This window comes from Vagococcus fluvialis (assembly GCF_048815235.1).
GTDB lineage: Bacteria > Bacillota > Bacilli > Lactobacillales > Vagococcaceae > Vagococcus.
The window spans coordinates 80,423-94,138 of record NZ_JBMEAO010000005.1; the positions used below are offsets into that span (position 1 = coordinate 80,423).

The following is a 13,716-nucleotide window of genomic DNA, read 5'->3' on the forward strand; positions in this document are numbered from 1 at the left end:
AATTATATTAAAAAAAGAGATTACTTTCTAATTAAGTAATCTCTTTTTCAACTTTATTTTTCTAATAATTGTAGCTCATAAGCATCTTGATACTGGTTCAAATGACCTTTGGCTATATTCTTGTATTCGTTTAAAGACAAGTCAATTGTCCCTTTCCAGAATTCGGTTCCTTTGATATTCTCCCCCATTTTTTCCATTGTTAATGCTTTAGAGAAAGCAACAATCCCGATATCTCTTTCATTTTTCATACTTTCGGTAAACTCTTGTCCCTTATCTAAGAAATGTTTTACTTTATTAATATCATTTTTTTCAATATAAACTAAAGCTAAATAAGCATCTAAACGAGGGCGTTTCCAGTAAGTATTTAATTCTTTGTAGATAGCTAAAGAATTCAATAAGTATTCCTCTGCTAAGTCAAATTCTCCTTGAGCATAAAGGGCCGCTCCTGCATTCGTATAGAAAACTGATAAACTAGAAAGTGATTTTTTATGAGAACATAAATCAACTGCTTCTTTAAAATATAAAAAAGCTTCTTCGAAATGCGAGTCGTTAAATTTAATTTCCCCTAAATAATTATTAGCCGCTGCAATATTAATGGCGTATTTTTTAGCTATTGCATCTGTTAGCATAAAGGTATTAATTGACTCTTTTAGTAATTTTTCAGCTAACACGTTATCACCACTCATCATTGCATAAAGGCCTTTTAACCTTAAAAGAATTCCTATTGATTGATGATTATTCTCTTTAATAGATAAGTCTAAGGCTAATTCAATGTATTCACTCATTTTCTTAGGCTCATCAATTTGAATGTAGTAATAAATCATTTGTTTATAGCCTGATAACAAATAAAGGCTTTGCTCATTCTCTTTTGCTAAGCTAATCACTTTTTCAATATTACGTACGCCTTTTTCGTAGTTTCCATATTTTATCAAGAAACGACCCTCAAGATACAAATACTGACAATACAAATCTTGATAAGATTCATCTCCCTGATATTTATCTTCTAGTTGATTAAAATCTTCACCAATCACTTGAAAATCTCTTAAAACATTTTCCTGATTAAAAGCTAAACTTTCTTCCCTTGGTACTTCTCTTCTTACTTCTACAGGATAAAGCTCATGGTAAAACCCGAGATGTTTTTCTAAGTAGAGTAACTTATACGTTAAAGATTTTAATTCCTGACGTCCTTTTTTATAATGATATGAAATATTATCATACAATAAATAATCAAGTGGATAACTATCAATATTTTCTTCTAAATAATCAGCAATACGATTATGATTTAATCGTTTTTTTCCAGTTGATTGATTCATGTAAATGAATTCTCTTAACTTAACATGAGTAAACGTCGATCCAAGTTCCCCTTCAATAGTGATTTCTTTAAGAATATTTTTTCCTACTAAAGACTCTAAGATATCAACTAACTCTATTTCATCTATGTTTAAGATAGCTACTAAATCATTATTTAGGGCATAATCATAAAAATAAGAAACCAGATTAACCACATCTTGCTCTGCTTCTGTTAAATATAAAAAACGATTCTTTAGAGCGTCTTTCATTTTGACTGTCATGGTATTTAAATTAGCATTACTTTGTAAGAGAGATATGTATTCTTGTAAGAAAAATAAATTACCTTCTGTATGTTGGAAAACATTGTTTATTCCTTGATTTGTAATAGAATGATTTGGCATTTTTTTATCAATAAACCCTTGTGTTTCATTTAATGTAAATGGCTTTAAATGAATATTTGTCAGTAATTGACACTGGTTTAAACTATTTGTAAATTGATCCAAAGTACGCTTCTTCTCATTTCTACTTGTTAATAAGAACATGCAATTAGATGTCACATTTAACATGACACTAGACAACAAATCTAAACTTAGCTGATCCATCCACTGAATATCCTCAAAAACTAAAATTAATTTCTTAGAATTGCTTAACAAGTTTAATGATTCACTAATAATTTCTGATAATCGGCTTAAAGGAATATTTTCTGCTAAATCAAAGCTTTTTCCTTTGTGTAAATGATCTTCTAGATTCGGGAAAAATAAGGTCATTACTTCTTTCCAAGTAGAAATATCTATTAGTTCTTCATTTTTAATCAGATAAGATAAATCTGAAATCACTTTTTTCCATGGTCTAAAATCATACTTTTCTTCTACCTGATAACACTGGGTTTCAATTAAGGTAAATTGATCCGATATATTATCTAGAACAACATTGGCTAAAGCACTTTTCCCAATTCCAGCTTCACCACTTATTAATATAGATTGAAATTCTAAATTATTTTTGAAATTGTTGATACTACTTTCAATTTGTTTTAACTCTTCATATCGACCAAAATAAAAGGAATTGAATCGTTGACGCCCCTTATTCTGTTCCTCATTTAATCTTTCTAAAGAAACTTCATAAATATCTTTACTTTGTCTGTTTGGCGTTATTCCAAGCTCCATTTTTAAAAGATTAGATAGGTCATAATAGGTTTCAACAACTTTTTCATCTCGGTGGTTCATTTGATAAAAACGCATTAATAGTTGATAGTTCGACTCGTCAAATTCATCAATATTAATCAGTCGTTGGATATTCTTTTCCACATTATCAAAATGCCCTTCTTCGATATCAGATTCAATTTTCTTAAAACACTCTTGTAAAAAAATCTTCTCGTAAAAACTCCGCATTTTAATAATCCAAAATTCAAAGCTCTCACAGTCTTTTAAAAAAAAGCCTTTTAAAAAAGAATCTTTATATAGTGGTAAGTGCTCTTTCGGATTTCCCATAAATTGTTCTACATCTACTGTTATGTTAATCTCATCATTTAAAACAAGTAAGGCTTTATTAGGTGATTTAATTAATTCAAGACCTAATAATTTATTACATTGATAAATGGCATTTCTTAAATTTTTTTTCGCATTCTGCTCATTCTTATCTGGCCAAAATAAACCTGCTGCCTCATCACGACTTGCAGATTTAGTAACTAGTAAATAATAAATAAGTGCGTCAATTTTTGAGAATGAAAACAAAACTAACTCACCGTTTAGTCTAATCTCAGGATTTCCAAACAAGCGACATTCTATTACATCAGACACCTATAATCCCTCCTTATTTCTCTTTAAATCTAAAAAAATAAAGCCTTTACATAATTATAACTAATAATTGTGTAAAAATAAACAATCGTTCTAATAACCCTTGATAAACAGATAAAAACTTAGGAAGCAAAGCTTTTGCTTTACCTCCTAAGTTAACAAAAATATAAATGATTTGGATAGGAAGTTCAGATCATTTTTTATTTAAACAAACTACTTACTGCTTCATCAACTTTGGTTTCATCAGCGATGTATGGAATTGTGATATGGTCACTACCTTTACGCATTTCATTATACTCAATTGAAGTTGTAATAGCGTTCTCGTTACGAGCCCAACTACGACGAGCAACTCCACCCATAGTATCCCATGAGATAGCTGATTTAATGATTTCGTCTGTAATTTCACTTCCATCAAGAACTAAACCAAATCCACCATTGATAGATTTACCAATACCAACACCACCACCATTATGAAGAGCTACTAAACTCATACCACGAGCAGCGTTACCAGCATAACATTGTGTAGCCATGTCAGCAGTAATATTACTTCCATCTTTGATGTTTGAAGTTTCACGGAATGGAGAGTCAGTTCCTGATACGTCATGATGGTCACGACCAATCATAACAGGTCCAATTTCACCGTTTCTTACCATTTCGTTAAATTTAAGAGCAATGTTCACTCGACCCATAGCATCTTGATAAAGAATACGTGCTTCAGTACCAACAACTAATTTGTTTTCTTCTGCATCACGAATCCAGTTATAGTTATCGCGGTCTTGGTAACGACGTGTTGGGTCAATTACTTCCATTGCCGCTTTGTCAGTTGCCATTAAATCTTCATGTTTACGACTTAAACATGCCCAACGGAATGGTCCATAACCATAGTCAAATAACATAGGTCCCATGATATCTTCTACATATGATGGCCAAATAAATCCATCTTTATCATCTACACCGTTTTTAGAAATCTCTTTAATACCAGTGTCGTAAATTGCTTTCATAAATGAGTTACCATAGTCAAAGAAGTAAGTTCCTTTAGCTGTTAAAGCTTTGATTACTTCAAAGTGGCGTCTAAGAGTTTCGTCGATTAACTTGTGGAATGTTTCTTGGTCTTCACCTAGTAAACGAGTTCTCTCTTCAAATGAAATACCTGCTGGACAGTAGCCACCTTCGTAGACATTATGACAAGATGTTTGGTCAGATAATAAATGGACATGAATGTCATTTTCATTAATGTATTCAAGTAAATCTACAATATTACCATGGTAAGCAATAGACGTTGTTTCTTCTTTGTCCATATATTCTTTAGCCAATGTCATTGTTGCTTCTGGTGTTTCAGTTACGTGAGAAATCCATCCTTGTTCTAAACGAGTATCAATACGAGAACGGTCCACTTCAGCTACAATTGCCACAGCTTTTGCAATCTCACCAGCTTTACCTTGAGCACCACTCATTCCACCAAGTCCTGATGTAATGAATAATTTACCTCTTAAATCTCCATCATCTGCAATACCTAATTTTAGACGTCCCGCATTTAATAATGTATTAAATGTTCCATGAACAATCCCTTGAGGTCCAATATACATCCAACCACCAGCAGTCATTTGACCGTAGTTAGTAACACCCATTTGTTCTCCGATTTCCCAATCATGAATATTGTCATACTCACCAATTAATAAACCGTTTGTAATGATAACGCGAGGTGCATCTTTTTTAGAAGCAAATAAGCCTAATGGATGTCCTGATTCAACAACTAATGTTTGCTCATCAGTCATCTCTTCTAAATAGCGCATAATTAATTGATATTGCATCCAGTTAGAACAAACTTGACCTGTTTCTCCGTAAGTTACTAATTCATATGGATATAAAGCAATATCAAAGTCTAAGTTATTATCAATCATTACTTGCATTGCTTTAGCTGCAACACATTTACCTTTATACTCATCAATTGGTTTTCCATAAACACGAGTTTTTGGATACCAACGATAACCGTAAATACGTCCACGAGTTCTTAATTCTTCTAAAAATTCTGGAATAACTTGGTCATGGAATTTTTCTGGTACATATCTTAAAGCATTTTTTAAAGCCAATTTTGTTTGTGATTCTGATAGTCTAAATCCTCTATCTGGAGCCCGTCTAATTCCCTCTTGGAATACAGGCATATCTGGTAAGACTTCTGGTAGTTTAATTGTCATTGCCTCACTAATAGTTTGGTTACTGATCATTTTACTTCCTCCTTAATAGTTTTCAAAAAAGTCAACAAAATATGATACATTACGATTCTTCCTTAGAAGTTATCGTTCCTTTAGGTTATGCACTCACTATAAATTACTTTAGTCAATTTAGAGTCTATCTGCAAGTTAAATGTTATTTTTTTTTAAAATAAAAACGTCAAAAAAACGTTTTCTTAAATTTGACTATAATTAGATGGGCAAAGAGTAAAGTAATTACGAATAAATATTGTTATACTGATAGTGTCAATCAAAGGAGGAAAAGAAACATGGTCTCAGATAAAATTTTAATTAACTTCAGTCAAATCTTTTGTCCTAACGATTTAGGGCGTGCTTTAAAAGGTTCTGAAATGAACGAAGCAACTATTATTGAACACGGGTTTATCGCCATTAAAGATGGTCTTATTACCAAAATCGGTCAAGGTGAGCCTGATAAAGAACTTATTGGTGAGCACACTAAACTAATTGATTATACTGGAAAATTAGCTTCCCCTGGCTTAATCGATTGCCATACGCACTTAGTATACGGTGGAAGTCGTGAAAATGAATTTGCTAAAAAATTAAACGGTGTTAGCTATTTAGATATTTTAAAAGAAGGCGGCGGTATTTTAAGTACAGTTCGCTCTACTCGTGAGTCTTCTTTTGACACTCTTTATGACAAATCTAAACGTTTGTTAAATCAAATGTTAGCACATGGTGTTACAACTGTTGAAGCTAAAAGTGGTTACGGATTAGATTGGGAAACTGAAAAACGTCAATTAGAAGTTGTCAAAAAATTAAACAATACTCATTCAGTTGATTTAGTTTCAACCTTTATGGCTGCTCATGCTATTCCACCTGAATTTAACGGCGATGGAGATGCTTTCATCGAGTTAATCATCGCTGAAATGCTACCAAGAGTAAAAGAAGAAAATTTAGCTGAGTTTTGTGATATCTTCTGTGAGACAGGCGTATTTACTGCTAAACAATCACATAGACTTTTATCAGCAGCTAAAGAAATGGGATTCAAATTACGAATTCATGCTGATGAGATTGATTCAATTGGTGGAGTCGATGTGGCTGCTGAATTACATTCAGTTAGTGCAGAGCATTTAATGGCTGCCACAGACGAAGGCATTAAAAAAATGAGTGAAAACAACGTGATTGGTAATTTATTACCAGGAACAACTTTTAGTTTAATGGCAGATACTTACGCTCCAGCTAAAAAAATGCTAGAAGCTGGCATGGCTATTACGTTATCTACTGACAACAACCCTGGTAGTTGTCCAACATCAAATCTACAATTCATTATGCAATTAGGTTGTTTTAAAATGAAATTAACACCTATCCAAGTCTTTAATGCTGTAACAATTAACGCAGCCTATTCAGTTGGATTAGGAGATACAATCGGTAGTTTTAAAGAAGGCAAACAAGCTGATATAGCTATATGGGATGCTCCAAATGTAGATTATCCACTTTATTTCTTTGCTACAAACTTAGTTGAAGATGTCTATAAAAAAGGTGAGGTAGTTGTCAAAAAACAACAACTCATCTAACTAAAAAAAGGCTAATCCTTTATTGGATTAGCCTTTTTTTACTGGTATCATTAAGTCTAAAAAATCTTTTTTCCACTCTAAAGTTAGAGGTAGACTCGGTCCTTTGTCCCCATCTATTCTTGATTGAATGTCTAATTCTCGATCCATATTAATAATTTCTAGTTTTTCTGTTTCTATATATGTTACAGCTTTTCCCTTCTTTAATTCTCCCGTAAAAGCATATCTTAAATAAGTCATCATTTTAGATATAGACATATTATTTAAAATACTCACATGAAAAGCATTGGCATCATGAATTGTATAAGGGAGACCTCCAACATAAGATGTTGTTGTCACTAAGGTTATCCATGTTTTTAATTCTTTTACTTCTCTATCAGTTTTGTAACGAATCAAATAAGACTTATTTTTACCAATATGTTTTAAAGCTTGATAAGGATAAACAACTAAACCATATTTTTGTTTTTCACTTTGTCTAACATCATTCGATATATCAGCTAATCGTCCAAAGGTAAATGAGCTTATAATTGCACGGTTATCACATTTACCAATACTAACTTTTCTTGTCTCACCAACTGATATAACTTCAATAGCTTCTTCTATGTTAAGAGGAATATCCCATCTTTTAGCAAAATTATTAATGGTTCCACCAGGTATAACTCCAAAAGGAATACTTTTTCCTTTTCTAATAAAAGCTGTTCCTACACAATTTAAAGTCCCGTCGCCGCCAATAGCAACTAAAGCATCTAATCTATCAATGGATGATATGATTCGCTCAATTCCTTGCTCTTCACTAGGAGCTGTTAAAAATTCAACTTCAATCTGACGCTTTATTAATTCTTCTTTTAATTGGTTAGCTGTCTCTTCTGATTTTCCATTTCCTGCATTTGGATTAAAAAATACACCATAGTACTTCATAAGTAGACCTCATTTCTAACTCTCTTTTAAATTAAGTGTAACAAAAATATGAGAATCTTGCTGTATCTCTCTATTACTAATATAAAAAAATAAGATTGGCTTATGCCAATCTTATTTTTTCATTAAATGGTATCCTTCATTTTTGCCTAAATTATGTGTTTCAATGATGTTAAAACCTTTATGTTCATAAAAAGAAATAGCTGATTGATTGTGAATTAAACATTTTAAACTGATTTCTTCACCATCAAAATCAGAAAAAATTTCTGTCAGTAACTTACTCCCAATACCACTACCTTGTATTGTGGCATCAACAAAAAACAAATGAATAAAATTATCAGGTACATAAAAAGTTAAAAATCCGATCATATTTTCGTCTTTATATGCTATATAAATTGTTTCAACCTCGACTTGATCACTAAAAGATTCTATCGTTACTTCCTCTTTATCAAGCCATGTGGATGTCTCTTGTCTAATTCAGTTGTAAAGTAATACTAATTCTTCCAATTCACGTTTTGTTAAATCATGAAATAAATATTTTTTAATTTTTGGCATTATAAGCTCCTTAATTTTCGACTACAAGCCAAAGTCATCAAACTTACCAATGGTATGAACATTTTCAGAAATACTGACAAAACTAGATGGATCAGCTTCCTCAATAGCTTCTTCTAATAACTGCATTTCATATCTAGTGATAACTGTTAATAAGACAGATTTTTTTGCATGATCATACGCGCCTTCTGCTTCATCATTTAACACTGTAATCCCTCTTAACAAACGCTTTTTCAATGCTTTTATTACTTTATCTGGATTTCTAGTGATAATTAAGACTTGCATTTTTTGCTGCTTTGTATAAACAAAATCTGTTACTTTACCACTAACAAAAATAGAAATCACACTATAAAAAGCGTAAGGAAATCCAAAAAGAAAGCCAGCTGCAATCACAATTAGTGTGTTAATAATCACTGAGATTGAGCCTATACTTTTTCCAGTTTTTCTACGAATGGCAATAATACCAATATCCAATCCACCTGTTGCTATGCCATTTTTTAAAGCTAACCCTAAAGCACTTCCTCCTATGGCTCCTCCAAAGAGAGCACATATGATTGGGTCTTCTGTTAATACCACGCGAGGAACTAACTCTATAGCAGCTGTAGCAAATGTAACACTTATTAAGGTAAACACAACAAGCTTTTTGTTCATTTTAAACCAACCATACACTAGAAAAGGGATGTTCAGTAAATAATAAATCACTGAAATAGACGGTTCAATTCCTATTGTTTTTTCAAACAATGTCGTTACAATTTGAGAAAAACCTGTAATACCACCCGTATAAATATTAGCTGGCCGCCAAAAGAAATTCAAAGCAACAGCATACAGTAAAGCATATAAGAAGACTACTGTTAGTTTATGTGTGTATTCTGCAAAAGTACCTTCTTGTTCTTTCAGTTGCGGATGCACGATAAAAACTCCTTTTTATTTGTTTAGCCTTTGATAATATTTCCAACTATTTGACTAAAATCAGTATAGATTTCTGTTAATGAAATTTCTACCTCTTCACCCTTGTCCATGTCTTTGACACGAACAATATTATTAGAAATTTCATCTTCACCAATTGTTAGTACCACTTTAGCATTCATTTTATTAGCTGATTTAAACTGAGCTTTTGCTTTACGGTTTAAATAATCACGCTCACTAACAAATCCTGCATTTCTAGCAGCCTGAACTAATTTCAAGCTTTCCATATTAGTGCCTTCCCCTAAACCAACAACATAGACATCTACATCAGTTGCAGTTGGAATTTCAACACCTTCTGCTTCCATTGTAATAATGGCACGCTCTAAACCTAATGCGTAACCAAATGCAGCATCATGTGTTTCTGGTCCATTAAACTCTTTCACAAGTCCATCATAACGTCCACCTGCACAAATAGTTGTAATTGACCCATTAAACCCTGGTGCATTACTCATAATCTCAAATACTGTGTGGTTATAGTAATCCAAACCACGTACCATACGGTGATCAATTTCGTATGCAACACCTAATCCATCTAATAAAACTTTTACTTCATTAAAGAAATTAGTAGAATACTCATCTAAATAATCTAAAATTGAAGGTGCATTTTCCACAATTACTTTGTCTTTTTCATCTTTACTATCTAAAACACGTAATGGATTATCATGTAAACGACGTTGTGAATCTTTACTTAACTCATCAAATTTAGGTTCTAAATAATCAATTAAAGCTTGACGGTACTTCATACGACATTCTCTTGTTCCTAAAGAGTTAATCACTAGTTTTGTGTGCTCTACACCTAGTTCTTTATAAAAGTCTAAAGCTGACAAAATTCCTTCAACGTCAACTGCTGGATTACTGCTACCAAGAATTTCAACACCGATTTGGTGGAATTGACGTAAACGACCTGCTTGAGGACGTTCATAACGGAACATTGGGCCAATGTAAAATACTTTAAATGGATTTTGATGTTCTGGTCCAAATAGTTTGTTTTCAACATATGATCTAACTAAAGGAGCTGTTCCTTCAGGGCGTAACGTAATATGACGTCCACCTTTATCTTCAAAATCATACATTTCTTTTGTTACGATGTCAGTTGTGTCACCCACACCGCGAATAATCACTTCTAAATGTTCAAACATTGGTGTTCTAACTTCGTGTAAGTCATATTTTTTAAATACATTTCTTGCAACACTTTCAACGTATTGCCATTTTTCTACTTCACCAGGTAATATATCCATGGTGCCTTTTGGTTTTTGATAGCCCATTTTATAAACCACTTCCTCTACTTTTTCATTATATCAATAGTACAAAAAAAAGAGAGTCCATACAAGAGCAACTCCCTTTTTTATCTATTATTCTTCTATTTATTTAGAAAAATCAAATTCAATTTCTAAATCTACTACTTCTTCTACTGCTTTAAGTAAAACACCACTTGTAATAACTTCAGTTGCTTTTTCTAATTCATCATAGATTTCAATGTCTTTATCGTAATCAATAAAGTTAACATATTTTCTAAATGTATCATAAGCCACTTGCGTTCCTTTACCCATTACTCCACGATCTGAAACAAAATCAATAGCTTGACAAGCTGCCATCATTTCTGTTGCCACAATACGGCGAGAGTTAATTAAAATATCTCTAGCTGTACGAGCTGCTGTAGTTCCCATACTTACAAAATCTTCTTGGTTTTCACAAGATGTAATTGAGTCCACACTAGCTGGATGAGCTAAAATTTTATTTTCTGATGCTAATGAAGCTGCTGCGTATTGAGTAATCATGAAACCAGAGTTAACTCCTGGATGTTTAACTAAGAATGATGGTAAACCACTTAAATTAGTGTTTACTAAACGTTCTACACGACGTTCTGAAACATTTCCAATTTCAGCTGCACCGATTCCTAAGTAATCAAATGGTTGTGCCATTGGTTCACCGTGGAAGTTACCACCTGAGATAACAGCTCCACTACGAGTGATAATTGGGTTATCTGTTACTGAGTTAATTTCAATTTCAACTTTTTCTTTCACGTAAGCAATTGCATCTTTACTTGCACCATGAATTTGAGGCATACAACGTAATGAATAAGCATCTTGAACGCGTTCTGCATTTGCTTGTGTTGTTAATGTACTTCCTTCGATTAATGTTCTCACATTTTTAGCTGTTGCAAGTTGTCCACTGTGAGGACGGATAATATGTAATTCTTCGTCAAAGGCATTAACAATACCATTATGTACTTCTAATGATAAAGCTCCTGCAATATCAGCAAGTTTTAATAGCTCGATTGAATCATATGTTGCTAAAGCACCAATAGCTGTTAATACAGTTGTACCGTTAATTAAAGCTAATCCTTCTTTTGCTTCTAAGTGGATAATTGGTTGCCCAGCTTTTTCCATTGCTTCTTTACCAGTCATTAATTCGCCATTAAAGTAAGCACGACCTAATCCTAGCATTGGTAATACCATATGAGATAATGGTGCTAAGTCTCCTGATGCTCCCAATGATCCTTTTTCTGGAATATGAGGAACAACACCGTTATTTAACATACCCATTAATGATTCAATTGTACTCAAACGAATACCTGAATAGCCTTTAAGTAATGAGTTAACACGAATTAACATAATCGCACGAACTTCATCTTCTTTTAACGGATCTCCAAAACCACTTGAGTGAGTACGAATTAAGTTTTCTTGTAATTGACGTGTTTCTTCTTGTGGAATACTTACTTTTACTAAAGAACCAAATCCAGTGTTAACACCGTAAACTGTACGTTTACTTTCAACAATGTCATCAATAATTTTACGTGAAGCATTAACCGCTTCAATTGCTTCTTTAGATAATTCAACTTTTGTTCCAAAGCGTGATACTTCTACTACTTGTTCTAAAGTTAAATCTTTACCGTTTAAAATAATTGTTTCAGTCATTATTAATTTTCCTCCTATGGGGTTCTAGTATCTCTAGAGCCATCTGATTACTTTTAATTTATTGCTTCTTATGTGTTATATTATAACCAAAGTTATCTAAAAAATGTCAAATTTTATTGATTAACTTATTTTTCTATTACTTCCATTTAAAACAAAGTAGAAAATAGCTGCGACAAGAATACCTACACCACCAGCGATTAAACTCTTAGCGTCTGCTCCCATTGCTAACATCCAAACACTAACAATAATTGCAAGAGCTGGAATAACTGGGCCAAATGGTAATCTAAATGCTGTTTTAGCATCTGGATTTTTCTTACGTAAGAAGATAACAGCTAAAGCTGTTGGAATATATTGAATGAAACGGAACACAACACTTAGTTCTGCTAATTGTTCAAAACTTCCTGAAAGTAATAATAAACTTGTTAAAACACATGAAATGATAATCGCAACATATGGTGCATCTTTAGAATTTTTCTTAGAAACAAATTTTGGTAATAATCCTTCATCTGCAATTGAAGCTCCGTAACGAGGAATCATCATAGAGTCACCCACATTAAGTCCTAAAATTGAGATTAAAGCTCCCACTGAGATAATCCATTTACCCCAAGGCCCAACCATTTGTCCAAAGGCATCTTGTACTGGTGCGCCACTTTCTAAAATACCTACTCCTAACATAGCAATTGTACCTGCAATAATCATGAAGTAAAGAATTGATACTACACTAATTGATCCTAAAATCGCACGAGGCATATTTTTCTTAGCATCACGAATTTCACCAGCTACAACAGGTAAAGCTTCAAAACCAATAAATGCATAGAAGATTGTCATTGATGTTGAACCTAAAGCTTTAGGTAAAGACATACCTTCTTTTAATTGTAAGAATGGAGTGAAGTTACCATTATCAAATCCACCTTTGATAAAGAATATTGACACACATACAAAGGCAAATATTGGAATTAACTTAGCAATTGTTACAGTAATTGTAAAGATTTTAGATGATTTTAACCCTGTACTATTAATAATAGATAATAACGTTACAAGAGCAATACTAATAAATGTATTCATACCTTCTAAACTTGGGAACGCCATAATCAAAAGTTTAGCAAAACCTGCAGCCATAGCTGACCAAGCAATAATGGTTACAAACCATCCTAATAACCCAACAATAAATCCTACAAAATCACCAAATGCTGATTTAGAATACTGGAAAGCCCCACCATTTTTATCAAAATAACATGACACCTCTGCAAAACAAACAGCAAGTAATAAAACTAATACCGCATCAAATACCATCGCTAAAAGAGAAGCAGGTCCTAAATCCTTATAAATTGTAGCTGGAAGTAAAAAGATTCCCGATCCTACAACAGCATTAATACCATATAACGTTGCTCCACCCAAACTAAACTTTGCATTTTCCGCTTCCTGGTTAGTAACATTTACATTTTCTTGTGTTGAACTCATGTAAATCCCCTTTCTGATCTGTCAGATCACGTAACTTTGGTTCTTTTATGCATCAATT

Annotated in this window: 9 protein-coding genes; 1 reads left to right on the plus strand and 8 read right to left on the minus strand. The window is 32.7% G+C overall.

Going from position 1 to position 13,716, the window contains the following annotated elements; all coding sequences use genetic code 11:
- Positions 1-53 precede the first annotated feature (53 nt).
- Both ACODH8_RS04630 and ACODH8_RS04635 read right to left on the minus strand, forming a co-directional pair.
- Positions 54-3,086 (minus strand): AAA family ATPase, encoded by a 3,033-nt coding sequence (locus ACODH8_RS04630; RefSeq protein ID WP_332464620.1) that lies wholly within the window; start codon positions 3,084-3,086, stop codon positions 54-56.
- A 197-nt stretch (positions 3,087-3,283) separates the two neighbouring features.
- Positions 3,284-5,308: a urocanate hydratase gene (locus ACODH8_RS04635; protein WP_332464619.1), complete on the minus strand. Its 2,025-nt coding sequence runs from the start codon at positions 5,306-5,308 to the stop codon at positions 3,284-3,286.
- Positions 5,309-5,583: 275 nt separating this feature from the next.
- Here ACODH8_RS04635 and hutI point away from each other — a divergent pair, with 275 nt between their 5' ends.
- On the plus strand, positions 5,584-6,849 hold the full coding sequence (hutI, locus tag ACODH8_RS04640; RefSeq protein ID WP_332464618.1) for an imidazolonepropionase: 1,266 nt from the start codon (positions 5,584-5,586) through the stop codon (positions 6,847-6,849).
- A gap of 27 nt (positions 6,850-6,876) precedes the next feature.
- On the opposite strand, the gene ACODH8_RS04645 is transcribed toward hutI, so the two are convergent.
- From ACODH8_RS04645 to ACODH8_RS04670, 6 genes are all read right to left on the minus strand, one after another.
- Entirely contained in the window at positions 6,877-7,764 is an 888-nt protein-coding gene (locus tag ACODH8_RS04645) for a diacylglycerol/lipid kinase family protein (RefSeq protein WP_332464617.1), read from the minus strand.
- 111 nt (positions 7,765-7,875) lie between these two features.
- Positions 7,876-8,238, minus strand: coding sequence for a GNAT family N-acetyltransferase (locus ACODH8_RS04650; protein WP_332464808.1), 363 nt, complete (start codon positions 8,236-8,238; stop codon positions 7,876-7,878).
- 99 nt (positions 8,239-8,337) lie between these two features.
- Positions 8,338-9,210, minus strand: a complete 873-nt coding sequence (locus ACODH8_RS04655) for a YitT family protein (protein ID WP_332464807.1) — start codon at positions 9,208-9,210, stop codon at positions 8,338-8,340.
- A 35-nt stretch (positions 9,211-9,245) separates the two neighbouring features.
- A complete protein-coding gene (gene hisS, locus ACODH8_RS04660; protein ID WP_332464616.1) occupies positions 9,246-10,544 on the minus strand; it encodes a histidine--tRNA ligase in 1,299 nt (432 codons plus the stop codon).
- A 99-nt stretch (positions 10,545-10,643) separates the two neighbouring features.
- Positions 10,644-12,197 carry a histidine ammonia-lyase gene (hutH, locus tag ACODH8_RS04665; protein WP_332464615.1) on the minus strand — a complete coding sequence of 518 codons (1,554 nt, stop codon included), beginning with the start codon at positions 12,195-12,197 and terminating at the stop codon, positions 10,644-10,646.
- A gap of 120 nt (positions 12,198-12,317) precedes the next feature.
- Entirely contained in the window at positions 12,318-13,658 is a 1,341-nt protein-coding gene (locus tag ACODH8_RS04670) for an APC family permease (protein ID WP_332464614.1), read from the minus strand.
- Between the last annotated feature and the right edge of the window lie 58 nt (positions 13,659-13,716).